Raw genomic sequence first — 26,064 nt, 5'->3', positions numbered from 1 at the left:
TTTAGTTATAAATTTAGCAGTGGTTGTGAGCTGACGATATTCAATTACCGCCACATCGCCAAGCCGTAGATCTTATGAACGTTCTGCCAGTGCAACAACCAGCTCAAAACTGGTTTTTTCGCTATAAACTGTACCACCTGCCGTTCTGGTTTTTCTACCATTATCTCTGGTGGGTAGTCACGCTGGGAAATCCGGTAAAGGTGCTACAGAGCCTGGCCGTTTTGCCGTACGCGCTGAAATACAGCTTCTACGTTATTTTTCAGGCAATGGCGGTCTATTTTAACCTGTATTTTCTGATTCCAAAGTACCTTGAAAAAAGCCGATATGCCCTCTATTTGAGCTATCTCCTTCTGACCGTATTATGTGCTACGTTGTGTATTGTCGGTGGCTATTATTTCAGTGCTTTTGCCAGTGGTCAAACGATCTATGACTTATTCGGTCAATCGGCCTGTTTCAATACGTTTTTCAGCAATGCCTTGCCCTCAACCGTCGCCAGTACGACCCTGGCGATGAGCATTAAACTGACGAGAAACTGGATTCAGACCCGGCAGCGACAGCAGTTGCTGGAAAAGGAAAAGCTGGAAACAGAACTGAAATTCCTGAAGAATCAGTTTAATCCCCATTTCCTGTTCAATACCATCAATTCGATTTTCTTTCTGATTCATAAGAACCCGGATATGGCATCGAATTCGCTGGCTAAATTTTCTGATCTGTTGCGCTATCAACTGTACGAATGCAATGACCCGCAGATTCGGTTGAGCCGGGAGATTTCGTATCTGGAAAATTTCATCGAGCTGGAGCAGCTTCGACAAAACAGTAATGTAACGGTTACAGCCGACATCGAATTAGGATACGCCAACCATCTGGGTATTGCGCCATTTATTGTCATGACGTTTATCGAAAATGCCTTCAAGCACGTATCGAAAGACGGTGACAAACTCAACTGGATACGGATCAAGTTATCGCTGGAAGGCCAGCAATTGAAGCTGGTTGTAGCGAACAGCACTACAGCAGGGCAAACGCAGGAGGCTGTTCATTATGGAGGTATTGGCCTGAAAAACGTCCAGCGCCGACTGGATTTGCTGTATCCAGGTCAACATAGCCTGACTATTCAGCAGGATTCGAGGAGTTTCAACGTTACCTTATGGCTAAACCTGACTGAAATGGCGCAGGTGGATCGATTACAAGTTGCTTGATAATCAGGGCGATAATAGGACGCAGATTTTTATGATCGATATGATCAGTGTTAATCTTAATAATGATTTTACAAATTGAGACCAAATAGGTTCGTTTTTGTCATTCCGACGAAGGAGGAATCTTCGGTAGTTACAATAATGCTATTACCGAAGATTCCTCCTTCGTCGGAATGACAAAAACGTCATCAAAAAAACAGTTTAACAGGCTCGATCATAAAAAATCTGCTGGGGCCGCCATGCGGTTCTACAAGTTAACAAATGCATATGCTGAACTGTGTTATTGTCGATGATGAGCCACTAGCGCGGGAAGGGTTGGCCAGTTATGTTAGGGAGGTCGATTTCCTGCAACTGACCGGCACCTGCGAGAATCCGCTGGCACTCATCACCTTATTGGATAAACAGTCGGTAGATCTGATTCTGCTGGATATTCAGATGCCCAAAATGAGTGGGATCGATTTCCTGAAAATTATCCAGAAACCCCCTATGGTGATCATTACAACAGCTTATCCGAGTTTTGCGCTGGAAGGGTTTCAGTTGAATGTGCTGGACTATCTGCTGAAACCCATAACATTCGACCGCTTTTTTAAGTCGGCCAATAAAGCCAAAGACTATCATCGGCTCCTGAACCAGTCCGCTTCCTCTGCTACCCCAAAGACGGAAGATTATGTCTTTATCAAGTGTGGCAATAAGTACGAAAAGATTCTGTTCGAAGATATTCTGTTCATTGAAGGGATGCAGAACTACGTGACCATTTTCACGACGAAGGGTAAGTATATGACCTTGCTGAACCTGAAAAATTTAGAACAGAACTTAACGAGTCCTGCGTTCATCCGGGTGCATAAGTCATACCTGGTTGCTGTCGACAAGATTGATGGTATCGAGGGCAATGAGTTGTTCATTCAAACCTACCGCATCCCGATGAGCCGCAACTACCGCGATCAGGTGATGGCCAGCGTACTGAATGATAAACTGTGGAAGAAATGACTATCGATCAGCCCATAACTGAAGTCATGGGCTGATCGATCATACTACATGGTTGTGGGTGTGGATAGAAACATCGTTTTGTCGCGCAGGAACGCACTTATCCAGATCAGAACGATGGGCATCAGCGCGTTGAACGGTGTTCCGTGCGACAGTTCGGTAGCGATGGCCCCGGCGAAGTAGCAGGATAACAGGATAAAGCCCAGTTTCATGGTTTTGGGATACAGATACAACAACGTAAAACCAATTTCCATACAGCCCAAGAGAATCACATAATGCCCAACGCCTACTTTGTTGAGGCTTTCCATAACCTGCGCTGACTGGGTTAGTTTCATAATTCCACTAAGAATAACCATCCCGGCTGCCAGTACGGTTATGACGATCGTGACGATGCGTTTACTTTTCGGATTCATCGATAGAGTGATTTACTATGTAGTAGTTCGACCTGAATTACAGCAGCAAACCTACATACGCTCAGTATCCATCTGTAAGCAGTTTCCCAAAGGATACCACTATCCTTCAGGAAACCGCATCACTAATTCAACCCAGCGCATTACCTTTAGTCTATGACGACGATTCAAAAAGGCCTGGCTCCGCAACGACTTGGAGCGGATCATAAAGAGTGCAAACAGAGCGTACAGGCTGTGCAGGATGCGCTTTACGTACTGAATGGAAAATGGAAGCTTCCCATCATCATCGGATTGAGCACCGGACCCAAGCGATTTCGAGAGTTGCAGCGGGTCGTGAATGGGATTACGGCCAAGGTACTGAGCAAAGAACTGAAAGAACTTGAGCTGAATGAATTTGTGATTCGCAATGTCTACACAACTACGCCCATCACCGTCGAATATGAACTGACCGATTACAGCCAGACGCTGGATAGCATTATTGATGCGTTAAGAAACTGGGGTATGCAGCACCGGGCGCGAATTTTGAAAAAAATGTAGGTAAGGGCTGTAAACGCAAACATCCCGAAAACGCGAAGCTTTCGGGATGCTGCATAAATTAACTACAAATTAGCCCACCAGCATGCCTACCAGATTTTCGACCATCATGGGGGCTCCAATGTACAGCGGGGTACGCTGGTGAAGACTATAGGGCTTAATATCCAGAATGGCCTGATGCCCAGACGTAGCCAGACAGCCCGCTTTTTCGGCCAGAAACGCAAGGGGAAATGCTTCATACAGCAGCCGCAGTTTGCCATCCGGCGCTTTACGGGTAGATGGATACAGGTAGATTCCTCCTTTTAGTAGATTCCGGTGAAAATCAGCCACCAACGAACCGATATACCGGGCTGTAAATTGCTTTTTCCGGCAACCGTTCAGATACGCCTGAACACCCTCTTCGTAGCCTTCCACATTCCCGTCATTACAGGAATAAATCTGACCATTGGCCGGACTATGAATGTCGGGGTGCGACAGAATGTATTCGCCCAGCGACGCATCGTAGGTAAAGCCATTGACACTGTGGCCGGTCGTGTAAACCATGATGGTCGATGAGCCGTACAGAATATAACCAGCCGCTACCTGCCGACGACCACCTTGTAAGAAATCGTCCAGTGTCGGTTCGGTACCAATAGGTGTAACCCGCCGGTAAATGGAAAAAATAGTTCCAATCGATACGTTTACATCAATGTTGGATGAACCGTCCAGCGGGTCGATAGCCACCACGTACTTGCCATGGTTATTCCCTGTGTAGATGATGTCCTCTTCTTCTTCTGAAATGATGGCACAGGCTTCGCCACCGTTTTTCAGGGCGCGACTAAACCGAATGTTGGCGATCATATCCAGCTTTTGCTGACTTTCGCCCTGTACGTTCTGAACGCCCATACCGCCGGTTAAATCGATTAATCCAGCCCGATTAACTTCCCGATGGATGATTTTTCCGGCTAGGGCAATATCACGAAGTAACTGTGATAGTTCGCCGGTAGCATACGGGAAAGCCGTTTGACGGTGCATGATATACCGGTCGAGCGTTACGCCTACCGGCAATGCTAATGGATGGGAAGCCGAGAGTTCCATTTGTTGGACATTCATCGCATCGAAAGTTTTAATGAATAGTTAGTTTCTAGAATTATCGTAGGCTTTTGTTTAGGATGGAAACTGATTTACGTTTTATAGATATAGGTTTTTTCTTGTTTTCAGGGTTGTCATGCAGACGAAACCGGGCGCCCGGTTTCGTCTGCATGACAACTATTTTACTCACTATACAACTGGCTCTGACTCTGTAATGTCGAGTTTGACGGGTTGCATTTTGGGGGTTAGCAGGTGCATGACCGTCCAGGCCAGCAGGTAGGCCGAGCCACACATCAGGAAGATGATGCCGTAGCCGCTCTGTAGGTCGCCGGCCTTTTTGTAGCTGTCCAGAATCCGACCGACGATCTCCGGGAAAATAATTCCCCCAACTGAACCGGCCATGCTGCCAATACCTACCACTGAGCTAACCGCACGCTTGGGAAACATATCGGAAGCTGTCGTGAAAATGTTCGCGCTCCAGGCCTGGTGAGCAGCGCCCGCCAGCCCAATCAGCGCAACAGCACCCCAGATGCCCGGCCCAAACCGAACAGCCATAACAGGTAGCACAAGCAGAGCAAAGATGAACATAGCGGTTTTGCGCGCTTTCCAGACACTCCAGCCCCGGCTAATGAGCGCTGACGACAGATAGCCGCCACCGATACTGCCAATACTGACCAGCGTATAGAGTACGGCCAGATACAGGTTCGGCTTTTTGGTGTCAAGGTGGAACGTGGTCGAAAAATAGTCCTGTAGCCAGAACAGGAAAAACCACCAGATGGGGTCGGTCAGCATTTTGCCGAATACAAACGCCCAGGTTTGGCGTTTCCCCAGCAGCATACCCCAGGAGACAGGTTTGCCATGATCGGCCACTTCGTCGGGTGTTGCTTCGCTGTCGCTGTGGATGTAGTTATATTCTTCCTTGGAGAGTTTGGCTTGTTTTGAGGGAATCTCGTAGCCGACATACCAGAAGATGAGCCAGATAAAACCGACGGCACCCGTTACGATGAAGGCCATTTCCCAGCCCCAGATGCCCAGAATCCAGGGCACCAGAATCGGTGCGACCACCGCCCCAATGTTAGCCCCTGAGTTGAAAATACCCGTTGCCAGCGCCCGTTCTTTTTTGGGAAACCATTCGGCTACCGTTTTGATCGCTGCCGGGAAGTTTCCCGCTTCACCCAATCCCAGGCCAATCCGGGCGAAAATGAATCCCATCGTGCTGGTAGCCAGGGCATGAGCCATAGCCGCAATACTCCAGAAAATAATGGCTACCGTATAGCCGACTTTGGTTCCGATCCGGTCGATAATTCGTCCAAAAATCAGCAGGCCAATGGCATAAGCGGCCGAAAAAACCTGTACAATGCGGCTATAATCCAGCTCCGACCAGTTGAATTCTTTTTCCAGCGTAGGTTTAAGGAGTCCCACTACCTGCCGGTCGAGGTAGTTAATGGTCGTAGCGAAAAAAAGAAGCGCTACGATAGTCCAGCGGTAGTTTCCAATGGGTTTGCTCATGCGGGTTGCGGAATAAAGGGTGTAACAATCTGAACTAAAGAGGCTATGCGGTCGCGGAGGGCCGATGGGTCGGCACTGTCGCCGGAGAATAATTGAGAACCAATCCCTACGGCTGTTACACCCGCTTTAAACCAGGCCGTGAGGCTTTCGCTGGTTGGCTCTACACCCCCGGTTACCATGAGCTTGAGCGAAGGCATTGGTCCTTTGATCGCCTTGATAAAACCGGGTCCGACCACATTGCCCGGAAATACTTTTACAAGCTGGGCACCCAGCAGCGTGGCCTGGTAGATTTCGTTCAGTGTTGAACCGGCAGGCATCCAGGGGATACCCCGCTCCCGACAGACATCACCAACTGAAGCGGTTATAACGGGCTGTACAACAAAAGCGGCACCAGCATCAATGAATTTGGTTGCATCTTCGGGCGTCAGAATAGTGCCAATACCCAGTGCCATTTCGGGACACTTGTCTTTCACATAGCTCGCTAACTGGGTGAAAACGGCCAACGCTTTATCGCCCCGGTTGGTAAATTCAAATACGCGAAGGCCACCATCGTAACAAGCCTGTAAAATAGCCGAAGCATGGTCGACATCGGGATGATAGAATACCGGAACAATTGGGTGAGTGATGACTAGATCAAGGATTTTATCAGAGGACATAACTGGGTTCGTTTAGAGCCTTAATAGAACCGCACGGGTGGCCCGACAGATTGTTATGATCATTATGAGTGACATGGATAAAAATCATCATGACAATCTGTCGGAGCCGCCCGTGCGGTTCTATTATTTTAGAGTAAGGATGTGATCATCTGTTGACGTTGGGTAATTGCATCGATGGTCTGATTGGTTGCATCTCCGAACTCCTGTAATTTTCCGAAGGCAGCTTCAGCCGCAAAATTGACAATCTGTTGTGGATCATGCTGGTTGTAAAGGCCATAAATCAGCCCTGCCATAAAGCAGTCGCCACTACCGACCCGATCAACAACGGAATCCGTCAGCAATTCGGGTGACACGTATTGCTGGCCATCCGTATACAGGGTAGTATAGTACCGCAACCCCGTCGGAACCTTGTCGAACCGGAACGTATTGGCAACAACCGTACAGCGCGGAAATCGCTCCTGGATTGCCTTTGAGGTTTCCAGAGCATGATTCAGGTAGTCGGGCTGCTGGTTTTTGACGTGGATGTCGGCATCGACCGGGATGCCTAGCAAAGCATTGGCAGCCCAGATATTACCCATGACGACGTTGCAATGCTCCACAATTCCGGGCATAATATCGACGGGAGAAACGCCGTATTGCCACAGCCGCGCCCGGTAATTCAGGTCTATCGATACCGTTATGCCTTTGGCTGCAGCCGCAGCAACCAGCTCAGTACAGGCCGCAGCCACATCGGCAGTTAGAGCCGGGCTAATGGCACTCACATGCAACCAACTTGTCTGTTGCAGAACAGCGTCCCAATCTACTTTGCCGGGAGCCAGTTCCGAAAAAGCCGAATGCGCCCGATCATAAATCACGCCCGCATTTTTCAGATCCGAACCCTGGGGCAGAAAATAACTACCGACACGTTGCCCAAACCGGACAATGCCCGACGGGTCAATTCCTTTGCTCGAAACGTATCCAATAATGTCATCGGCCAGCGAATTTTCGGGGAGTACGGTGCTGTATTTGACGGGGACGTTCCATTTTGCCAGCGCGGTAGCCACATTCAGTTCGGCTCCTCCCACATAAACAGGCATAGCCGTCTGCCGAATCCATTCTCCATTGGCAATCGGGGAAAACCGTAACAATAACTCTCCGAAACAACAAACCATGTGATTTTAATTGATAATGAATAATGGACAATGAAAAGTGCCTCATTATCAGTTGTCTATTCATTGACCATTATTCATTGTTCATTAACTTATTACACTGCCAGCGACATGGGCTTGCTACTGAAGCCGAAGTAGGTTTTAGCGTTACCGTAGCAGATGTTTTGTACAACCTGGCCCGTCCAGTCCATATCGTCGGGGAGTTCACCGTTTTCAATGTCGTTTCCAAGCATGTTACACAGAATCCGACGGAAGTATTCATGCCGCGGATACGACAGAAAACTGCGAGAATCGGTCAACATACCCACAAATCGACTCAACAGTCCCATAGTAGAAAGAGCATTTATTTGTCGTTCCATACCCTCTTTCTGATCTAAAAACCACCAGCCTGAGCCAAATTGGATTTTACCAGCTACTGACCCATCGTTGAAATTGCCAATCATGGTTGCAATCAGCTCGTTGTCGGCGGGGTTCAGATTGTAAATGATGGTCTTGGCTAGTTTGTCATTGGTATCGAGCCGGTCGAGGAAGCGGGCCATGGCACGAGCCTGCGAGAAATCACCGATGCTGTCCCAGCCCGTATCAGGCCCCAGTACCCGCAGCATCCGGGAATTGTTGTTCCGAAGTGCGCCCAGGTGGAACTGTTGTGTCCAGCCTTTCTCCCAATCCATCTCCGCCAGATACACCAGCATTGCCGATTTAAATTGCAGAATTTCTGTGATACTGAGTGAATGCCCCGAACGGAGTTGATGGAAGATGTCCTGGACCTCTTCTTCGGTATAGTCTTCAGCATAAATCTGCTCCAGACCATGGTCGGAGAGTTTACAGCCCATAGCTGCAAAGAAATCGTGACGCTGGCGGAGCGCTTTCAGAAAATCGGCCAGATTACTGATCGATACATTACTGGCTGCTTCCAGGCGGTTTACATAATGATTGAAAGCTACGACATCTTCAACGGCCATGGCTTTATCGGGCCGAAAGGTGGGCAATACGCCAATCTCGAATCCTTCTTCGGCTAATTTCTTATGGTGCACCAGCGAATCGACAGGGTCGTCGGTGGTACAAACGGTTTCGACGTTCATCCGACGCATCAGGTTCCGAACCGAAAAATCGGGCGACTGCAACTGCTCGGTACAGGCATCGTAAATCTGCCGGGCGTTGTTGCCGTTGAGGGTTTCCTTAATGCCGAAATACCGTTGCAGTTCGAGGTGAGTCCAGTGATACAGCGGGTTTCGAAGTGTGTAGGGAACTGTTTCGGCCCATTTCTGAAACTTGCTGAAATCATCGGCCTCCCCTGTGCAGAACCGCTCATTCACCCCATTGGTTCGCATGGCCCGCCATTTGTAATGGTCGCCATAGAGCCAGATTTGCGTAATGTTCTCAAACTGTCTGTTTTCGGCAATCTGATCGGGTGGTAGATGGCAGTGGTAATCGATGATGGGCATCGGCTTCGCAAATTCGTGGTAGAGTTGTCGCGCCGACTCCGTTTGCAGCAGAAAATCTTCGTTCAAAAAGGGCTTTTTCATGTATTAAAGAGCGAAAGAGTGAATGAGTGAAAGAGCGACCGACCAAAGAGCATGAGTCGCTCTTTCAGTCTTTCGCTCTTTCACTCTTTAAAGAGAAACTCCCCGTTTCCAGGGTATAAAATCGTCCTGACCGTGACGAACGGCGGCTACTTCGACCTCGCCACTGGCTACCCGAATGATTTGATCAAGTATTCGTTCGCCAGCCTGTTGGATTGTTTCGTCGCCGTCGATCACTGTACCGGTGTTGATATCAATAATATCAGGCATACGGTTAGCCAAAGCGGAATTGGATGCAATTTTAACCACAGGAGCGATAGGATTTCCAGTTGGTGTACCTAAACCGGTTGTAAATAATACGACTGTGGCTCCCGAACCGACTTCGGCGGTGGTCGATTCGACATCATTGCCGGGCGTACAAAGCAGATTCAAACCGGGTTTGGTAACCAGTTCGGGGTAATCCAGTACCGCTACTACAGGTGAGGTGCCGCCTTTTTTCGAAGCCCCTGCCGATTTCATGGCGTCGGTAATGAGGCCATCTCGGATATTACCCGGCGAAGGGTTCATATCGAACCCTGATCCTACTTCCTTAGCACGCTGCGCGTATACGTTCATCAGCTCCCGGAATCGGCTGGCGGTTGCTTCATCAATACAGCGGTCACACAGTTCCTGTTCGACCCCGCAAAGTTCAGGAAATTCCGATAGGATAACGGTACTGCCCAGCGCGACCAGCAAATCGGATGCGTGACCCACCGCCGGATTGGCCGAAATGCCCGAAAAACCGTCGGAACCACCGCATTCCAGCCCGACCACCAGTTTGCTTAAAGGCATTGGTTGCCGAACACAGGTATTGGCCTGCATCAGCCCGGCAAACGTCTGGCGAAGGGCCTGGCTAATGAGCGATTCTTCAGTACCAATTGCCTGTTGTTCCAGTATAAACAGGGGCTTGTCGAACTGCGGACTGCGCTTCTGTATTTCCTCCTGAAGCATGGCCACCTGCGCATTCTGACAACCCAGACTCAGGACGGTGGCTCCCGCTACGTTCGGATGGGTAATATAGCCTGCCAGAAGTCCACAAAGAGCCTGCGCATCCTGACGGGTGCCACCACAGCCCATGTCGTGCACGAGGAATTTTACTCCATCGACATTTGGAAACAACTTGAGTTGGCCACTCAGCGACTGCTCGGCCGTTTGCAGATCGGCCTGTAAAATCTCCTCAACCGATCGGCCTGCCTGTACCAAAGCCGCCAACTCCTGGGCCTGTTGCTGGTATGTATTCCGACGACCGTAGCCTAGGTCATGAACCAGGGCATCTTCCAGAACCTGGATGTTTCGGTTCTCGCAGAAAACGAGCGGAATCACTACCCAATAGTTGGCTGTTCCGACGCGCCCATCCGAACGGGGATAGCCCATAAAGGTTTGGCCCTGCCAGCGGTCGACGGAGGGAGCCGCCCATTGATACGACGACCCATGCAGGTCGTAGCTGTCGGTCGCATGTTGTACATTGAAGGTAGTCAGTCGGCCGCCCATCGGGATAGCCTGTTTCGCTTTGCCAACCAGTACGCCATACATCATAATCGAATCGCCTGGCTCAAAAGCCTGTAAGGCTACCTTGTGCTTGGCCGGGACGGCTTCTGTCACAATCAGATTTGTGTGTTCCCATTGCACCCGGTCGCCCGGCTCCAGGTCAGTAAGAGCGACAAGGACGGAATCGTCGGGGTGTATTTTCAGAACGTTCTGTTTCATTTTGTTATCGTTTCAAGGTGATCGAATTGGGCCGATACCGTAGAGAATACGCCGGTTTCGATCATTTGTACTAAATAGTGGCTCACCGAATCGGCAAATCCGGGCAGTAGTGTCAGGTCATAGCCCCACAACGCGATATTTTGTAAAACCGTTGTTGTCAATTCCTGTGGGGTGAACCGCGCCCATAGGTCGGCGAAGTAACCGGCCTGAGCGTCGTAGATCGGGTATTTTACCCCTTCCCGTTCGCCATACCAGACTTCATCCTCCTGTGTGGTGGCCTTCATGAATAGCAGGTAAGCCGCAAAGCCAAGGGTGATGTAGCGGGGCGTTACATCCAGATGCTTATAGTAGTGGAGCAGGGTTGGTATATTCCGCATTTGCATTTTGGCCGAATACTGCATCGTAATGGCCAGCCAACGATGCTCAATAAATGGGTTTCGGAACCGATCGAGAACCTGGAACCCAAAGCGCTGGGCCGCTTTCTCATCAACAGGATAGGGGATACCCGGAATGAGTTCGCCCAGCATAACTCCGCTGATAAAGGCCGACAGAATCTCGTCTTCCATAGCTTCGCGAACTGTATCGAAACCGCTCAGGAAAGCCAGTCCACAACTGAGCGTATGGGTGCCGTTCAGCAGCCGAAGTTTCAACTCCCGGAACAGGTCGATATTCGGACGAATGAAAATATTCTCGTCGGCCTTATGGAATGACAGGACGTTTTGCACTCGTTCATCTCCTTCGATGGCCCACAGTCGGTACGCTTCCGAAATGGTCAACAGGTCGTCTTCGTAGCCAAGTTGCTCGGTCAGCGCGTGTTGAGTGGCCGGGTCGGGGCGGCCGGGTACGATGCGGTCAACCAGCGAGTTGCAGCAGGTGTTCGCATTTTCGAGCCAGTCAATAAAAGCTCCTTCGAGGGCATTGCGGTGGGCTAGTTCGAGCAGTATGGCTTCGAGTTTAGTACCGTTGTCGGGAATAAGTTCGGTCGGCACAATGACCAGTCCCTTGGTTGGGTCGCCGTTGAAAGCCTTATAGCGAGCATACAAAACTGCCAGCAGTTTGCCCGGAAACGATTCCGGGGGCGACTGCCGGATGTCGTCCTGAACGAGTTGAATGCCTACTTCCGTTGTGTTCGAAAGAACGATTTGCAGATCGGGGCTGGTAGCTACCTGTAAGACCGCGTTCCACTGCTGTTTGGCTGAAAGAACCCGGCTGATAGCTGAGCAAACGATATTCTGTTCGACCAGTTCGCGATTCTCGACGCCCCGTATACACAGTGTATATAAATTATCCTGACGGGCAAAGGCCGTCATATCACCACCATCGGTCGACTTCACCACCACGATCCGACCATTGAAGATACCCTGGCGGTTGGCTTTATCGATAAAATAATCGGGAAGGCCGCGTAGCAGAACACCTGTGCCAAACTGGAGAACGCGTTCCGGTAGATGCTGATGATCGGGTAGGGGAAGCGTAAGCTCGAGTTGAGATTGAATAGTTGGGAGTGATTGGACAGATAATGGTTGCATAGGAATGTCTTTCGTCAGAAAGCTGTAGGTGATGCTAAAAATTGTCTTTTTTATGGAAAGCGTCAAAGCGAACCAACTGGTGCCTAAGTAAGTTGGTTAAGTAAGATTAAGCAGGCTATTTTTTATATTTAAACTTTTAAAGATATTTATTCACGCAATCGTTATCGGGAACGTTGCCAATTGGCGGGTTTGTTGGCTAATGAGCCTCAAAAAGCGAATCGGCGGTTAACCCGATCATGTGTAAAGGACGTGGTAATGGGCGCGTGTATTTTTGTATTTTACGAATAGTCTGCTTTGGATACCATAACAATAAAAGATATTGCTCGCGCGCTGAATCTCTCGACATCGACGGTGTCGCGGGCACTACGCGACAGCTACGAAATCAACCCAGAAACCAAGCGCCTGGTCATCGAATATGCTGAGCGGCTCAACTACAGGCCCAATCCCATTGCGCTGAGCCTGAAAGAAAACCGGAGCCGGGTTATTGGCGTCGTTGTGCCACAGATTGCGAATAATTTTTTCTCGCAGGTAATCAACGGCATCGAAGCAATCGCCTATAATCGGGGGTATCACGTTATCATTTTTCAAAGTCACGAGTCGTTTGAGCGGGAGGTGCTGACGGTGCAGCAGGCCGTAGCCCGGAAGGCTGATGGACTCCTGATTTCATTGTCGAGTAGTACGTCGGATGTGTCGCATATTCGGGAGCTTCAGGAAAAAAAGATGCCTATTGTACTCTTCGACCGGGTGGCCAAAGAACTCGACTCGATCAGTGTAACGGCCGATAATTTCGAAGCGGCATTTGCCGCCACCGAGCACCTGATTCAAACTGGCCGTCGACGGATTGCTCACATTACGATCCCGCCCTATATTTCCATTACGCAGGAACGATTGGCAGGTTATAAGGCCGCTTTGGAAAAATACGGTATTCTTTACGAGGAAAATCTGTTGCGCTACGCCGGTTTCGGGCAAAATGAAGTTGAACCAATTATTGACGACTTGTTGAGTCAGTCGCCCGATGCCTTTTTTGCCGCCAGCGACCGGCTGGCCCTGAGTACATTAGCAGCCCTGAAAAAACGGAATATTGCCATTCCGGGGCAGGTATCATTGATTGGCTTTACCAATACGCCCGTTGCCGATTTGCTGGCCCCGCCCATGAGTACCGTCGAACAGCCAGCCCTGGAAATTGGCCAAGTGGCAGCCGAGCAATTGATCAATCTGATTGAGGGGAAATACAAAGGACTCCAGCCCGAGCGCATCAAAATCCCCACCCGCATGGTCATTCGCGAATCGTCCCAAATAGACTAGAAATTGTTATTTTACCGCCGTATTAATTGGTTTCTAGAAGCCTATACGTATCTAGTCCTTTTGTAATTCATTATCAACCTTTTTTAGAAGCTTTATTGCTACTTTTTTAGTAGTAATAAAGCTATTTACACCTTCTTTTTTATAAACGGCGTTTGCTAGAAGCAAATTTCTTAACTTTTTTAACCTTAATGCTTTGATTATTTCTTGTGAAGAAATAATCTTCAATGAGTCAGTCACGACTGGGAAATAGCTACTCATCTCAGGAATCAATTGTGTCATTGTATGGGTTTCATCTATTTTACACCATTCTGTACAATAAGGTATTGTTGATGTATAATAGGATAAGAATAGTATTTTTAAAGAATCATTTTTGATCAAATTTGTATGCGCAGTTTGTCGGATCTCTTCATAAGCCATTTGATTTGGTTTGAAAAATAAATAACTAGCTGCGTTGTCAATGTGAAAACTAATACTGTCTTTTATCTCTGTATCAGATCTAAAATAAGTTAATTTGTTGATACTGTTGACTAGTTTACTGCTATGTTTAATTCTACTCGTTAGATTTAGAGTGTCTTCTACTAAATTTGTTCTTAAAAATGCTAAATGTTTCTTCATTGTTTCATCATCTTTTCTATTTTCTCTCCATTCATCAAAGAAAAAGGAAATTGATATACCAATAAAAATAACAAGAATTTCAGAAATGTATTTTTCGAGAATAACTTTAAACGGATGTTTTTCTTCTTTTTCGGACATAACCACAAAACAGTGTTTAACTAGCTAAATTGATGATTTCGGTTTTAATATAATTATACTTGATTTCTGAATCAAATTGAGTTCACTAAGTCGAGCCGTGCGTTACGCCCCAGATGCTGATGGCAAAGCACAAAACGACACTGAGCAGCAAAGATGTCCAATCTTTTTATAGCCGCTTGTTGGACTCTTAAATTATAGCTTATTGATCCTTCAGAATGGCGATTAAACAGCTCTTCTGGGTTCGCTCGCCCGCGAGCATGGTGGCGGTTGGGCTGTACACTTCCCTGAGGATGATCGGCCTGCCGTCAGACAGGAGAATTGATATATGATCGTAAATAAAATGAATTGGTCGATACAAAAAAGTAAGGGTGAAAGATTCCATAACGTCCTTGCCAAAATAAGTCACAAGCGAACCTGGCTAACTGTGGTCGCTTCGGTCAATAAAAAAGCCCGCCTTTTCGCGGGCTTTCTGATAAGTATGTTGCGAGTGTTATTTCCCCAGCCATTCTTTAAATTCGGTCATGCGGTCGCCACTGACAAAGACTTCCTGACGGGATTTGGGCTGTAAGTCGAGTTTGAGCTTACCCGCCGAAAACGTATGGATGGTCTGGATGGCTGGCAGTGACACCAGAAACTGGCGGCTGATACGGAAAAACTGACGCGGATTGAGCAGTTGCGTGAGCTTATCCAGACTGTAGTCGACAGGTAAGTTCAGTCCGTCTTTCGTGACCAGAAAAACTACTTTCTCTTCCAGAAAAAAGTAAGCGATTTCGGAGGTTTCGATGCTGCGAATCTTGGTGCCCACCGTAATCATGAACCGATCTTTGTAGTCCGTCTGTCGCGATCTACCAATTAGATTGAGCAGCGTTTCGATGTCGGGAGCCGAACTCGCCTGACCAAACTGTTTTTTCAGGGCTTTGAATTTTTCAATGGCCGCTACCAGTTCATCATAATTGATGGGTTTCAACAGGTAGTCGATGCTGTTGACTTTAAAGGCCTGAATCATATATTCGTCGTAGGCCGTGGTGAAAATGACGGGCGTACTCAACGATGTTTGCTCGAAAATGCGGAATCCCAGATCATCTTCGAGGTGAATATCCATAAAAACCAGTTCGATGGGCGGATGTGGCTCATTGAACCACTCCACCGCTTCGGCCACGGAGGGCAGTTTTGCCAATACGTTTATGGATGGATCGTATTTCTGGAGTAGGCTTTCGAGCCGCTTTGCGGTCAGGCTCTCGTCTTCAATAATCAGTACATTCATTCCTTACCAAGTGAAAGAGCGAAAGAGCAATAGAGTGAGAGAATGAAGGAGTAAAAGAGTGAAAAATTGTCGTAGGGACGTTTTTCACTCTTTCACTCTTTCGCTCTTTCGCTCTTTCTCCACCTCGCTCACTAAAACTTTTTCACTAATCAGCAGCGGTATTCTTACCACAAAATCGCCATCGCTCTCACCCACCCAAACCGACTGTTCGGTCAGTAGGGCATAGCGGGTAATAATATTCTCAAGTCCAACGCCCGTCGAATTCTCTGATTTCGGACGGGGTTGTAAATTATTGCTAACCACCAGATAATCACCGTCGAGCAGGATATGCACCCGAAGAGGCTCTTTGGTCGACATGCGGTTGTGCTTCACCGCATTCTCGACAAGAAGTTGCAGGGTCAGAGGGGCTATGCTATAGCGGTTCTGCTCCCATTCGGGTACGTCGATAAACACGTCGAATTTGTTCTCGAAGCGGATGTTGAGCAAAAATCGATATGCCTGAATGAACTCCAGTTCAGTTTTCAGCGATACGCGTTCGTTATCCTTCTGCTCCAGTATATAGCGATACGCCCTTGATAACTGGTCGATGAATTTCTCCGACAGATCAGCATCGGCATGCACCAGCGACGACAAAATACTCAGGCTGTTAAACAAAAAGTGCGGATTTACCTGACTTTTCAGGGCCGCAAACTGGGCCTGTACATTCTCCTTTTCCAATCGCTCTGCCCGCAGCTGTACAGCTTCCAGCCGTCGAAAGGCACGTCGGTTTGCTGACAAATAAAAGGCTGAAAGCATGGCCATTACCATCAGCGAGTTGTTGGTCCGCTGCCGTCGCTCACGGATTCGTTGCCGTTCTTCGGGTGAGCGCGGGGGCGTTGGAAGTCGCTGCTGACGAGGATCAGGATCGCGCGATACACCGAACCGTTGTTCCATTACCTCGTCCAGATTATGCCATAGTACAGTAAAGGCACTATTGAAACCTACCGCTAAGGCACTGGCAATGAGTAGCGTGGCTATCTGGGCCGGAATCTTGAACTCGATCAGGAAACCCTCGCCAAAGTGCTTGAAAAAGCGCTGCTGTAACCACTCCGTTACCGTAATCCAGGCGTAGAAAAACAAAATGGTGACCAGGAATTCCAGCGCCCAGAACGGTATTTGCCGAGCCGAAAAAATCCAGCTAAAGCTTGCTCCATTGGCATACATGCGGATAGGCCAGTAGATAACGAACACGCTAAAGGCGAGTTGCCACTTTTGCGAATTCGTCAGACGGTAGGTCATGGCTCGGTTGGTTTATAAACAAAGCTACTAATTCTGATCAGCCGACAAAAAAGAAACCGGCGGAATGCCGATTTCAGATGTGCGAGTGCCCCAATTAGGTCGGTGAGCAGGCCGGAATTATTAAAAACTGGTTAATTCATGCTTAAAATCAGGCTAAGATAGGCTTAGCCACTACTAATTAGCGGTCAATCTGTCAGTATGTAGCCCGTCCACCCGACAAATCGTAAATGAATCCGGTGGTAAAACTAGCTTCTTCTGAGACAATCCAGGCTGCCAGCGCAGCTACTTCTTCCACCGTTCCCAGCCGTTTCATGGGAATTTTAGCCGTCATATAAGCAAGTTGCTCAGGAGCTGTATCGTTGTTCAGAGCAGTCCTGATTACGGCAGGGGCAATGCCATTGACGGTAATGCCCGTTTCGGCATACTCTTTCCCGATGCCTTTGACCAATCCGATTACGCCTGCTTTCATCGACGAATAGCCGGTCATGAATGGATTACCTTCTTTGCCCGCAATGGAAGCCAGGTGCAGAATGCGGCCATAATTGGCTTTTTCCATCGCTTTCAGGGCAAATTTCGTCATCAGAAAAGCGCCCCGAAGGTTGGTATGGTATACACGGTCGTAATCGGCCACCGAAAAGTCGGTAATTTTTGTATTGGTAGGCCCGACAATACCCGCCGAATTGACCATAATGTCTAATCGACCGTACGACTCTTCGACCGTTTGAACCGCTTTTTCAACCGAACTCTCCTGCGACACATCGACTACATGGCCCGATACACTATGTCCTTGCTTCGTAAATTCGGCCACCGTTCGTTCGAGGGTAACATGATTGATATCGAACAGGATGATGGTTGCCCCCTCCGAAGCCAGCCGTTTGGCAATGCCTTTTCCGATGCCGTCGGCTCCTCCTGTTACAATGGCTATCTGATTTGAAAACCGATTTGACATAGTCTATGCGTGGTTTAGGATACTAGGGTCGTTATTTTTTAGACGTTTACCTGAAAATGAAATTCATTGGTAAGGCTACTGAACACACTCGATGTAAAGAGTTGTTTTAATCGGAAATTAATCTTGTAGTTCCTAGATATACCGGAGCCATTTTATAGTTGGATGCTCCAATTTGTACTGACCATACCAGCGACAAAGTGGATACAGAAAAAGGACAATGCTAATCCAGACCAGATAGACGTATTCGAGCGAAATACCCGCATTGGCCGGGCGTCCGAAATTCATCGGTCCTGATGGCAGATCGGCCAGCGAATACCCCTGCCATAGGGCCATTCCGATCATGGAGAGATGAACCAGATACCAGTGTAGGATGTAATAAAACATAGGCACTTTGCCGTATACAGTCATCCAGCGGGTAAATGTATTATTGGCACCATCCATGATTGCCAGAAAGACGAACATCAGGCCCAGTGTGACCAGATCGTATAGTAACGAAGGTGGGTACTTGGTAACGTTAATGAACGAGAAGAAGGTAAACAAGTGACTTTTCTGCGATGACCAGGGAGCCGGGTCGCCGTAGATATTCAGAAAACGGAGTAGGATAAACAAGGCCAGAGCACCGAGGCCGATGCGTAATAGAAGCGGTTTTCGGTTTTCAGTTGGGCGTTCCAGCAATTGGCCGCAGCCAAAACCGACCAGCATAATTCCCAGCCACGGTATGACCGGATAGGCAACCAGCAAGGCAAACGTTGGACTGACTGGAAAAAAATCGGTTCGAAACAATAAGGCCCAGATTAATCGAGCTACCGGATTCGTAAAAGTGGGAACCAGTTGCAGGATGTTTTGCCCCACTACAATGACCAGACCAATGATGCCAACCGTTCGGACCGGTAGCTTGGCCAGAAACGACAGGATAACCAGCCCGAAGCCGATGGCATAAATTACCTGTAGCATCAGCGACTGGAAATGAAAATCGAACCAGAAGGCGAAGTTGATAACGGTTAGTTCCAGTAATAGCAACACCAAACCCCGGCTCCGTAAAAATCGAAGGGCGTCGTTCCGATTTCCAATCGCCTGTCTGCGTAGCGATAAGTAAGCTGAAGTGCCCGACAGAAACACGAAGGTAGGAGCGCAAAGATGGGTAACCCAGCGCGTCATGAAAATAGCGGGCGTCGTTGTGGTCAGGTCGGTCGGGTTCTGGGTCAGGGCCGGGGTATGGAGCAAATCGCGGACATGATCCAGCGCCATAATGACCATCACTAAACCACGCGTTACATCAATTGCAGCGACTCGTCTCATTCAGGATGTAGTTAGGTTGCTTAGCTATTGGAAATCGGCAATACTACTTTTTATAGCGGCATAGGCTATTATCGGACTTGACAAAATAGGATTTATAGTTGAGTGCTTTGGGATCGGTGCAGCCTTTCAGATCAAGCACTTCGACATTGCGGAAATCAATGTCGTGGCTTTCGGCCTGTAAAGCAATGAATCCTTCGCCAAGAGCAGTATTGGCCAGACTGTTCCAATGGGCAGCTGCCTGACTATCGAATCGACCAGCTTCCCAGTTATGGTCTTTGCTCACAAACCCGCCACCAACCTGTGGGCGTTCGTAGGTAAGTACTGTATCGCCTTCGATGATGTGATGCACGATCGAGTCGCCCAGTACAATGGCTTCTGCCGTTATCCAGCGATCACCATCGTAGGTTTTTGAATCGGAATCCGTACAATGCTCCGGCCGAAGCTTGCCACTCATGTATACCTGTGTACCGGGCGTACACAGATTGCCTGTATGACGCGGCCCATCGCCTAGCCCACCGAGTAACTGCATTTCCAGCGATACCGGAAACGTCTGGTTGAGCGATAAGCTCTTTGCCGATTGCGAATGCAGCATAATACCGCTGTTTCGTACGTTCCAGGGATCGCCACCGGGTGTTTGTTTGCCCAGAAACCGATAAGAAAAACGAACCCGATAATAGGCGTATGGCTTGTTGTAGTAGATATGTCCGTATTTGCCATCGAAGGTTTTGTACTGATCGTACATGACCCGGAGCATACCCTTTTCGACGCGGAAGGTATTTTTGTAGTTGTCGTTCAGGGGCTGTCCGGCAATTTTGATGTCCCAGCCAGTAAGGTCTTTTCCGTTGAAAATCCGAACCCATTCTTCCCGGTTGGTTGTGGATTGCGCAAACGATGAAAGTGTGATAAACAGACCCGTTAATGTCAGTAAAATGTGTTTCATAAATAGCTGTTTCAAACCTGGAACCTTAAAGGCCAAACTACTTTAACACCTCAACCGTATTCAGCTCTGGCCCGCCACCGTGGTTGGCTGATCCGGCAACAATGTAGATGTTCCCTTTATAGACAACGGCCTGCGTGCCATGACGCCCCTGGTTGAGTCGGGGGCCGGATGTCCAGGTGTTGGTTTTCGGGTCAAGGGCTTCGGCTTCGTTGTGCGCCTTCAATTGTACCGTCTCGCCCCCAATAATCCATACTTTACCGCCCTGGGTAACGGCAGTGCCACCCGCCCGTTGCGTGGGAATGTTTGAGGTAGAAGGCAGTGTGCTCCAGCGTCCGGTTTTAAAATCGTAGACATCCACTTCGGCGATGGTCGTTTCCAGCACTTTATTGATCCGGGCCGTTGAATTGCGACCTCCCGCCAGATACAGTTTGTCATCGACAACAGCCGCACTGATGTGGTCGCGGGTGCGGGGCGCATCAGCCAGTTTTTTCCAGGTATTGGTTTTGGGATCGTATTCATCGAGCCACGCTACATGACCATCGTAATGCCCATCGATGATACCACAGGCCATGTATATCTTGTTTTTATACACGACTACACCTGCCGAACCTCGTAGCCGGTCTTTCGGAATTTCGGGACCAACCCGCCATTTACCTTGCTTAGGACTGTAGATATAGATGTTTGGAATGGGGGTCTCGTGCGGGTATTGCCCCTGGAAAGCGCCCATCACATATAATTCGTCATTGTAGGTAATGGCCTGAAAGTGATTCATTTCGGCCGGTGGCGTCGGTAGCGTTTGCCAGACCAGCGTTTTTAGGTTCAGGGCCTCCAATGGTTTAATGCCTCGTCCGCCAACCGCATACAAACTGTCGCCAATGAGAGTAGCCGCATTTTCATGACGGGCCGAACAACTGTTCTGGGTGGTAACAGGCTGCCAGCTTTGGGCCTGTACCAGACCGTTTAACAATACGCCTAAACTACTGGCTATTACGATTTTCATAGAGGAGAGGAAACGTAAATACATGTACATGGTTGATAAAGGCCCAACGGTTCATTTTCTCCTAAAAACGGTTTGAACTTTCCGGAATCAAACCAGAAAACAAACATTCAAACTGGTTAAAAACACTGAGGCACGGAGAACAAAGAGGTTTATAGCGTATCTCTGTACTATCCGTGCCTCAGTGTTTTCCGACGATTATTACTCTGGCAATACGCAGCCATCTTCTGGGGTGCAGGCGGCTTCACCAGCGGCTACTTCGGTGAGTTTAGGATGTTGTTGGTCCCATTCAGTCCAGGCCGTTTCGAGGGCACCTAAAAACGTTTCCGGAGCCTGAGCACCCGAAACAGCATATTTCCGATTCAGAACAAAAAACGGAACACCTCGTATGCCCAGTTGCCGGGCTTCGTACAGGTCATGACTTACCTCGTCGTTAAAGGCCGTAGAAGCTAACATCTGGCTAACCTCTGATGCATCCAGGCCAATGTCGGTGCCCAGTTCAACCAGCGTTGTATGATCCGACGTATTTTTCCCTTCGGTAAAATAGGCCCGAAACAGTCGCTCTTCAGCGGCATCGCCCAGTCCCTTTGTTTTCGCTAGCTGAACCAGCCGGTGCGCATCCCAGGAGTTGGCAACGATAGCCTTGTCGAAATGATACTCCAGACCTACCTCGCGGGCCATATCGGTTACCCGGTTGTTCATTTGCTCAGCCTGTTGAAGGCTCCAGCCTTTTATATCGGCCAGGTGCTGGTTAACATTTTTAGATGGGTCAGTTTTCAAACCCGGATTGAGCTGAAAACTTTTCCAGACGACTTTGACATCCTTATTATGAGCAAACTGGGCCAAGCCAGCTTCGAATTTTCGTTTGCCGATGTAGCAAAACGGGCACATCACATCACTCCAAATTTCAATTTCCATATCGTGGGGTATTCTGGTATGATTACAGAACACCACTAAACCCGAATTCCTTCCTGAACAGGTTAATTTCTGATTCGGCACGATGTAGGCATCAAACCGGAATTACAGTCGAATTTTTGATCTCCGACATCACAAAGAAGCTGCTGATATGCAAGGTGCCGGGAATGACCGACAGTTTTTCCTGATAGAAATGGTTGTAGGTATCCATATCCTGGCTGATGATCTTGATCAGGTAATCGAATGTGCCCGATACCCGATTGCATTCAAGTACTTCGGGGAGTTCGCGTACGTCGATTTCAAAAGCGGTAAACGCATCGCGGGTTTGTCGATCGAGGGTTACCTGGCAATAAACCATCAGTGAATTACCCAGTTTTTTTTTATCGACCAGGGTTACATAGCGTTCAATAACGCCCTCGCGTTCGAGCCGTTTGATGCGTTCGTGGACGGGGGTTTTAGACAGATTGATCTTCCGACCAATATCCTGAATGGTCAGATGGGCATCCTGTTGGAGTAAGTCCAGGATTTTCCGATCAGTTGCGTCGACAAGAGCCATAAGCGGAATTTTTACGGCAAGAGTTCCTGATTTATTTTCTTAATAGGAAAAATTCCTACAAACACATAAAGGTAATGCCTCTTTTCCTGAAAAGATAAAAACTACTAGAAAACGTTTATAGCTGCTTTACCTTTGTGCTATCGACGTACAACAATCCTTCGTTTAAGCCACTATGGTCATTGGCGTTCCTAAAGAAATCAAAAACAACGAGAATCGCGTTGCGCTTACACCGGCTGGTGTTACTGAACTCCGTAAACATGGACATACTGTTTATGTGCAGGTGAATGCGGGTGAGGGGAGTGGTTTTGAAGATGAGGAATATATTGCAGCTGGGGCGGTTATGTTGCCGACCATCGAAGAGGTGTACGGGATCGCCGAGATGATTATGAAGGTCAAAGAGCCAATCGCTCCTGAATATGACCTGATTAAAGAAAATCAACTGCTGTTTACCTACTTCCACTTTGCATCGTCGGAAGAACTGACCCAGGCCATGCTGGCGAAAGGTGCCGTTTGTCTGGCCTACGAAACTGTTGAACGCCCTGACCGTAGCCTGCCTCTGCTGGTGCCTATGTCGGAGGTTGCGGGTCGTATGGCAATTCAGGAAGGTGCCAAGTACCTCGAAAAGCCAATGAAAGGCCGGGGCATTCTGCTTGGTGGTGTACCGGGTGTAAAGCCTGCCAACGTATTAATTCTGGGTGGAGGTATTGTTGGAACGCAGGCGGCCAAAATGGCGGCTGGTCTGGGTGCGCACGTAACCATCATGGATGTGAGCCTGCCCCGATTGCGGTATCTGTCGGATATCATGCCCCCAAACGTACAGACCATGATGTCGAACGAATACAATATTCGGGAGATGATCAAAGTCTGTGACCTAATCGTAGGAGCTGTGCTGATTCCGGGAGCTAAAGCCCCACACCTCATTACCCGCGAAATGCTGAAGCAAATGCGGCCGGGTACGGTGTTGGTCGATGTAGCGGTTGATCAGGGCGGTTGTATCGAAACCTGTCACCCAACAACGCACGAAAATCCAACCTATGTGATTGACGGTGTAGTGCATTATTGCGTAGCCAATATGCCGGGAGCTGTTCCTTATACAAGCACTGTAGCGTTGACCAATGCCACATTGCCGTATGCCATTCAACTCGCCAACAAAGGCTGGCAGCAAGCTTGCCGCGACAACGCCGATCTGAAGCTGGGTCTGAATGTGGTAGAAGGCAAAGTGGTCTACAAAGGGGTAGCCGATGCTTTTGGGCTGGCGCTGACCGATGTAAACTCGGTGCTTACAGAAGAAGAACTAACACATTAAGATATTACTAATTCATCGACAGACGCAGGCCGCACTCTTCGGGGTGTGGCCTTTTTTTTGTAGTTTGCTGTGCATCTATTTTAAAAACAGTAGAAGTAAAGCAAGTAAACAAATTTAGATTTGCTTACTTGCTTTACCAGCGAACCGCAACCATTGTATGGAAACTCAACCAAAAACACCCATCCCTACTTTATACGAGTGGGTGGGAGGGATGGAAAACTTTGAAGACTGGACCAGCCTGTTTTATCAGCGTGTAGGACAGGATTCGATCCTTGAGCCGGTATTTCGAAACATGGTGCCCGAACATGCTCAGCATGTAGCCCATTTTATTGCCGAGGTGTTTCGTGGCCCTGCCCGGTATAGCCATGAGGAAGGAAACCACTACCAGATGATTCGTAAACATGTGGGTCGACACCTGACCGAAATCCAGCGTCGGCGCTGGATTGAGCTGATTCTGGATACGGCCGATTCCGTTGGCATGCCAGATGATCCTGAGTTCCGTTCGGCATTAGTGGGTTATTTGGAGTGGGGCTCCCGACTAGCCGTTATCAATTCAAACGCTGACTCTGTAAATGAGGAACTGGACGCGCCTATGCCAACCTGGGGATGGGGTGAAACAGGCGGTCCATACGTTCCCTAAAGCTCCACAACTCAGGCAATTAGTTTGGGCCAGTGTTAGATAGGCATGGACCGATGTAAGGGGCGTAAGCACGACTGGTATAAATCGTATACGCATTCAATCGGAACGTCGTGTCCGCTTTGGGCATGGCTGACGTCTGCGTTAGGTGTTGCGGGTCAGTTGTTGGTATGATCGCAATATCGGCAGCACGATAGGCATTACCTGTGGGCCATATGCCATAGTGCCGATGAAAAAAGGGCATTACATAATCAAAGGCAAAGACACTGGACCGGGGAGGAAGCTGGGCTGCCATGCACTTTATAGCCGTCAGATCAGCCGATTGAATGAGGGCTGGGTTTTTGTCTTTTGCAGGTCGATAGCGTATCAGGCTCACCCAATCTTTTAAAGGAGGAATGTCGGGACGAGCTATGTATACAATAGGAATTTGAAAGAACCATAATCCCAGTAGCGCTATTGTTGTACCCGATGGGGCCCGCTGAGGGATTCGATCACTTGACATGAGTAGGCAGGCAATCAGGAAAGCAGCTACAAACGCCCACAACAGCACAAACCGCGGAGGCCAGGTCAGCGATACCAGATAAAAAAGAGGCTGACCATAATACAACACACTCTGCACAAAATTCAGTGCTACTAAAGCAGTTAAGCCAACTCCGGCTATCGTTACCCAACTCCAGATTACGCTGGCGCGTTGCTGCCTTGCCAGTAAAGCCAGAAATCCTACGGCTGGCAGTAGCAGTACAATAACGGCCCCCAGTAAGAACAGCATTTCTTTCCAGAAGGCCTTCGTGGCAATATTTTGAGTCAATAAAGCAAGGGCCTGTTGAAGCCGAGGTTCCGGTTTTGCTGCGTGATTTTTCCAGGACAGCCAGAACATCCCCAGCAGGAAAATAGCTACCCAGGTACCGGCAATGCGCCAGAACGTTCCCTGGCTTAACAATTTTATCAACGGTTGATCAGATTCCTGCCGAAATGTAAGGGCTAACCAGCCCAGGTGAATCAAAGCCGCTACCACAGCGCCATCTTCTTTTATCAGCACCAGAAGCAGACCAGTAAGTGGCACCCAGTATTGTCGGGATGCAGATCGACTGGTCAGCGCCAGAATAAAGAAAAGAGCAAAGGGGAGGTACGTTAGTTCGGTATGCCAGCCAATGTTAGGGTGGTCGTTGAGCCAGAAGGCTACCGGGCCCAATAAAATCACGAGCAGCAAACCCTGCCGGGCCCAGGTGGGTATCTGGCGATTCGCTAATCGCCTGTAAACCAATGCATAACTAGCGGTTAAGAGGAAAGCTTGTACGGCAAATAGGCCATAAGCTCCCCACAGGTAGCAAAAAGGCCCCCAAAAAAGTACCGTATAATAGTTGTGGATACGGTGATGAAAGCCCCAGATATTATCGTACATAAACGGCCGACCGTCCATATAGCTACACGACATCTGGATAAAGGCATACATGTCGTTGAATGTATAGCCGAGGGTCTGAAATCGAATCAGTTTAAACGCGAAAAAAAGTAAACCTGCGGTCAATGCAAGGAGTAATAGCCTGTTGGTTTTAGGCATCATGGAT

24 protein-coding genes are annotated in these 26,064 nt (G+C 48.6%); 6 read left to right on the top strand and 18 right to left on the bottom strand.

From position 1 onward, the window contains the following. Positions 1–74 precede the first annotated feature (74 nt). Together B5M13_RS21520 and B5M13_RS21515 are read left to right on the top strand one after the other, a co-directional pair. Positions 75–1,196, top strand: coding sequence for a sensor histidine kinase (locus tag B5M13_RS21520; RefSeq protein ID WP_080057626.1), 1,122 nt, complete (start codon positions 75–77; stop codon positions 1,194–1,196). Between the two features lie 264 nt (positions 1,197–1,460). Continuing rightward, positions 1,461–2,180, top strand: a complete 720-nt coding sequence (locus B5M13_RS21515; protein ID WP_080057625.1) for a LytR/AlgR family response regulator transcription factor — start codon at positions 1,461–1,463, stop codon at positions 2,178–2,180. Between the two features lie 44 nt (positions 2,181–2,224). Here the strand turns inward: B5M13_RS21515 and B5M13_RS21510 are convergent, their stop codons facing one another. Next, positions 2,225–2,590, bottom strand: coding sequence for a DoxX family protein (locus B5M13_RS21510; protein ID WP_080057624.1), 366 nt, complete (start codon positions 2,588–2,590; stop codon positions 2,225–2,227). Positions 2,591–2,743: 153 nt separating this feature from the next. On the opposite strand from B5M13_RS21510, the gene B5M13_RS21505 reads away from it, so the two are divergent. Beyond that, entirely contained in the window at positions 2,744–3,124 is a 381-nt protein-coding gene (locus B5M13_RS21505) for a winged helix-turn-helix transcriptional regulator (RefSeq protein WP_080057623.1), read from the top strand. Between the two features lie 69 nt (positions 3,125–3,193). On the opposite strand, the gene fbp is transcribed toward B5M13_RS21505, so the two are convergent. The 7 genes from fbp to B5M13_RS21470 all read right to left on the bottom strand — a co-directional run bounded on the left by fbp (position 3,194) and on the right by B5M13_RS21470 (position 12,300). Then, positions 3,194–4,198 carry a class 1 fructose-bisphosphatase gene (fbp, locus tag B5M13_RS21500; protein WP_080057622.1) on the bottom strand — a complete coding sequence of 335 codons (1,005 nt, stop codon included), beginning with the start codon at positions 4,196–4,198 and terminating at the stop codon, positions 3,194–3,196. A gap of 183 nt (positions 4,199–4,381) precedes the next feature. Beyond that, positions 4,382–5,701 carry an MFS transporter gene (locus B5M13_RS21495; protein WP_080057621.1) on the bottom strand — a complete coding sequence of 440 codons (1,320 nt, stop codon included), beginning with the start codon at positions 5,699–5,701 and terminating at the stop codon, positions 4,382–4,384. Beyond that, positions 5,698–6,357 (bottom strand): beta/alpha barrel domain-containing protein, encoded by a 660-nt coding sequence (locus B5M13_RS21490; protein ID WP_080057620.1) that lies wholly within the window; start codon positions 6,355–6,357, stop codon positions 5,698–5,700. The genes B5M13_RS21495 and B5M13_RS21490 overlap by 4 nt, the downstream gene beginning before the upstream one ends. 128 nt (positions 6,358–6,485) lie before the next feature. Further along, positions 6,486–7,508 (bottom strand): sugar kinase, encoded by a 1,023-nt coding sequence (locus tag B5M13_RS21485; protein ID WP_080057619.1) that lies wholly within the window; start codon positions 7,506–7,508, stop codon positions 6,486–6,488. A gap of 92 nt (positions 7,509–7,600) precedes the next feature. Continuing rightward, the gene (uxaC, locus tag B5M13_RS21480) at positions 7,601–9,031 is read right to left on the bottom strand and encodes a glucuronate isomerase (RefSeq protein ID WP_080057618.1); all 1,431 of its coding nucleotides are present in this window, start codon (positions 9,029–9,031) and stop codon (positions 7,601–7,603) included. A gap of 87 nt (positions 9,032–9,118) precedes the next feature. Beyond that, a complete protein-coding gene (locus B5M13_RS21475; RefSeq protein ID WP_080057617.1) occupies positions 9,119–10,774 on the bottom strand; it encodes a UxaA family hydrolase in 1,656 nt (551 codons plus the stop codon). Beyond that, the gene (locus B5M13_RS21470) at positions 10,771–12,300 is read right to left on the bottom strand and encodes a tagaturonate reductase (RefSeq protein WP_080060025.1); all 1,530 of its coding nucleotides are present in this window, start codon (positions 12,298–12,300) and stop codon (positions 10,771–10,773) included. Before B5M13_RS21470 ends, B5M13_RS21475 begins: the two co-directional genes overlap by 4 nt. 294 nt (positions 12,301–12,594) lie before the next feature. Here B5M13_RS21470 and B5M13_RS21465 point away from each other — a divergent pair, with 294 nt between their 5' ends. Beyond that, entirely contained in the window at positions 12,595–13,605 is a 1,011-nt protein-coding gene (locus B5M13_RS21465) for a LacI family DNA-binding transcriptional regulator (RefSeq protein WP_080057616.1), read from the top strand. Between the two features lie 51 nt (positions 13,606–13,656). Here the strand turns inward: B5M13_RS21465 and B5M13_RS21460 are convergent, their stop codons facing one another. The 9 genes from B5M13_RS21460 to B5M13_RS21420 all read right to left on the bottom strand — a co-directional run bounded on the left by B5M13_RS21460 (position 13,657) and on the right by B5M13_RS21420 (position 22,556). Further along, positions 13,657–14,358 carry a hypothetical protein gene (locus B5M13_RS21460; RefSeq protein ID WP_080057615.1) on the bottom strand — a complete coding sequence of 234 codons (702 nt, stop codon included), beginning with the start codon at positions 14,356–14,358 and terminating at the stop codon, positions 13,657–13,659. 490 nt (positions 14,359–14,848) lie between these two features. Then, positions 14,849–15,622 carry a LytR/AlgR family response regulator transcription factor gene (locus B5M13_RS21455; protein WP_080057614.1) on the bottom strand — a complete coding sequence of 258 codons (774 nt, stop codon included), beginning with the start codon at positions 15,620–15,622 and terminating at the stop codon, positions 14,849–14,851. 84 nt (positions 15,623–15,706) lie between these two features. After that, positions 15,707–16,900 carry a sensor histidine kinase gene (locus B5M13_RS21450; protein ID WP_080057613.1) on the bottom strand — a complete coding sequence of 398 codons (1,194 nt, stop codon included), beginning with the start codon at positions 16,898–16,900 and terminating at the stop codon, positions 15,707–15,709. Positions 16,901–17,093: 193 nt separating this feature from the next. Continuing rightward, positions 17,094–17,849: an SDR family NAD(P)-dependent oxidoreductase gene (locus B5M13_RS21445; RefSeq protein ID WP_080057612.1), complete on the bottom strand. Its 756-nt coding sequence runs from the start codon at positions 17,847–17,849 to the stop codon at positions 17,094–17,096. Between the two features lie 132 nt (positions 17,850–17,981). Then, positions 17,982–19,148 carry a DUF1624 domain-containing protein gene (locus B5M13_RS21440; protein WP_080057611.1) on the bottom strand — a complete coding sequence of 389 codons (1,167 nt, stop codon included), beginning with the start codon at positions 19,146–19,148 and terminating at the stop codon, positions 17,982–17,984. Positions 19,149–19,191: 43 nt separating this feature from the next. Next, positions 19,192–20,088 (bottom strand): 3-keto-disaccharide hydrolase, encoded by an 897-nt coding sequence (locus tag B5M13_RS21435; RefSeq protein ID WP_080060024.1) that lies wholly within the window; start codon positions 20,086–20,088, stop codon positions 19,192–19,194. A 37-nt stretch (positions 20,089–20,125) separates the two neighbouring features. Continuing rightward, entirely contained in the window at positions 20,126–21,088 is a 963-nt protein-coding gene (locus B5M13_RS21430; RefSeq protein ID WP_080057610.1) for a Kelch repeat-containing protein, read from the bottom strand. A 198-nt stretch (positions 21,089–21,286) separates the two neighbouring features. After that, on the bottom strand, positions 21,287–22,003 hold the full coding sequence (locus B5M13_RS21425; protein ID WP_080057609.1) for a DsbA family oxidoreductase: 717 nt from the start codon (positions 22,001–22,003) through the stop codon (positions 21,287–21,289). A gap of 91 nt (positions 22,004–22,094) precedes the next feature. Beyond that, positions 22,095–22,556, bottom strand: a complete 462-nt coding sequence (locus tag B5M13_RS21420; protein ID WP_080057608.1) for an Lrp/AsnC family transcriptional regulator — start codon at positions 22,554–22,556, stop codon at positions 22,095–22,097. A gap of 172 nt (positions 22,557–22,728) precedes the next feature. On the opposite strand from B5M13_RS21420, the gene ald reads away from it, so the two are divergent. Then, a complete protein-coding gene (gene ald, locus B5M13_RS21415) occupies positions 22,729–23,862 on the top strand; it encodes an alanine dehydrogenase (protein ID WP_080057607.1) in 1,134 nt (377 codons plus the stop codon). Between the two features lie 157 nt (positions 23,863–24,019). Next, positions 24,020–24,502 carry a group II truncated hemoglobin gene (locus B5M13_RS21410; protein ID WP_080057606.1) on the top strand — a complete coding sequence of 161 codons (483 nt, stop codon included), beginning with the start codon at positions 24,020–24,022 and terminating at the stop codon, positions 24,500–24,502. A gap of 19 nt (positions 24,503–24,521) precedes the next feature. Here the strand turns inward: B5M13_RS21410 and B5M13_RS21405 are convergent, their stop codons facing one another. Further along, positions 24,522–26,060: a DUF2079 domain-containing protein gene (locus B5M13_RS21405; RefSeq protein ID WP_245859430.1), complete on the bottom strand. Its 1,539-nt coding sequence runs from the start codon at positions 26,058–26,060 to the stop codon at positions 24,522–24,524. Between the last annotated feature and the right edge of the window lie 4 nt (positions 26,061–26,064).

Origin of the sequence: Spirosoma aerolatum (genome assembly GCF_002056795.1) — a bacterium.
Classification (GTDB): domain Bacteria; phylum Bacteroidota; class Bacteroidia; order Cytophagales; family Spirosomataceae; genus Spirosoma; species Spirosoma aerolatum.
The sequence above is the reverse complement of the archived record's forward strand: the minus strand, read 5'-3'. Positions and strand labels throughout refer to the sequence as shown.

Bases quoted from the DNA above. Each gene is read 5' to 3' on its own strand.
- B5M13_RS21520 (WP_080057626.1), top strand. From the start codon at position 75: ATGAACGTTCTGCCAGTGCAACAACCAGCTCAAAACTGGTTTTTTCGC.
- B5M13_RS21410 (WP_080057606.1), top strand. From the start codon at position 24,020: ATGGAAACTCAACCAAAAACACCCATCCCTACTTTATACGAGTGGGTG.
- ald (WP_080057607.1), top strand. From the start codon at position 22,729: ATGGTCATTGGCGTTCCTAAAGAAATCAAAAACAACGAGAATCGCGTT.
- B5M13_RS21505 (WP_080057623.1), top strand. From the start codon at position 2,744: ATGACGACGATTCAAAAAGGCCTGGCTCCGCAACGACTTGGAGCGGAT.
- B5M13_RS21430 (WP_080057610.1), bottom strand. From the start codon at position 21,088: ATGAAAATCGTAATAGCCAGTAGTTTAGGCGTATTGTTAAACGGTCTG.
- B5M13_RS21470 (WP_080060025.1), bottom strand. From the start codon at position 12,300: ATGCAACCATTATCTGTCCAATCACTCCCAACTATTCAATCTCAACTC.
- B5M13_RS21475 (WP_080057617.1), bottom strand. From the start codon at position 10,774: ATGAAACAGAACGTTCTGAAAATACACCCCGACGATTCCGTCCTTGTC.
- B5M13_RS21515 (WP_080057625.1), top strand. From the start codon at position 1,461: ATGCTGAACTGTGTTATTGTCGATGATGAGCCACTAGCGCGGGAAGGG.
- B5M13_RS21440 (WP_080057611.1), bottom strand. From the start codon at position 19,148: ATGAGACGAGTCGCTGCAATTGATGTAACGCGTGGTTTAGTGATGGTC.
- B5M13_RS21490 (WP_080057620.1), bottom strand. From the start codon at position 6,357: ATGTCCTCTGATAAAATCCTTGATCTAGTCATCACTCACCCAATTGTT.
- B5M13_RS21510 (WP_080057624.1), bottom strand. From the start codon at position 2,590: ATGAATCCGAAAAGTAAACGCATCGTCACGATCGTCATAACCGTACTG.
- B5M13_RS21450 (WP_080057613.1), bottom strand. From the start codon at position 16,900: ATGACCTACCGTCTGACGAATTCGCAAAAGTGGCAACTCGCCTTTAGC.
- uxaC (WP_080057618.1), bottom strand. From the start codon at position 9,031: ATGAAAAAGCCCTTTTTGAACGAAGATTTTCTGCTGCAAACGGAGTCG.
- fbp (WP_080057622.1), bottom strand. From the start codon at position 4,198: ATGGAACTCTCGGCTTCCCATCCATTAGCATTGCCGGTAGGCGTAACG.
- B5M13_RS21445 (WP_080057612.1), bottom strand. From the start codon at position 17,849: ATGTCAAATCGGTTTTCAAATCAGATAGCCATTGTAACAGGAGGAGCC.
- B5M13_RS21405 (WP_245859430.1), bottom strand. From the start codon at position 26,060: ATGATGCCTAAAACCAACAGGCTATTACTCCTTGCATTGACCGCAGGT.
- B5M13_RS21455 (WP_080057614.1), bottom strand. From the start codon at position 15,622: ATGAATGTACTGATTATTGAAGACGAGAGCCTGACCGCAAAGCGGCTC.
- B5M13_RS21460 (WP_080057615.1), bottom strand. From the start codon at position 14,358: ATGTCCGAAAAAGAAGAAAAACATCCGTTTAAAGTTATTCTCGAAAAA.
- B5M13_RS21495 (WP_080057621.1), bottom strand. From the start codon at position 5,701: ATGAGCAAACCCATTGGAAACTACCGCTGGACTATCGTAGCGCTTCTT.
- B5M13_RS21485 (WP_080057619.1), bottom strand. From the start codon at position 7,508: ATGGTTTGTTGTTTCGGAGAGTTATTGTTACGGTTTTCCCCGATTGCC.
- B5M13_RS21420 (WP_080057608.1), bottom strand. From the start codon at position 22,556: ATGGCTCTTGTCGACGCAACTGATCGGAAAATCCTGGACTTACTCCAA.
- B5M13_RS21435 (WP_080060024.1), bottom strand. From the start codon at position 20,088: ATGAAACACATTTTACTGACATTAACGGGTCTGTTTATCACACTTTCA.
- B5M13_RS21425 (WP_080057609.1), bottom strand. From the start codon at position 22,003: ATGGAAATTGAAATTTGGAGTGATGTGATGTGCCCGTTTTGCTACATC.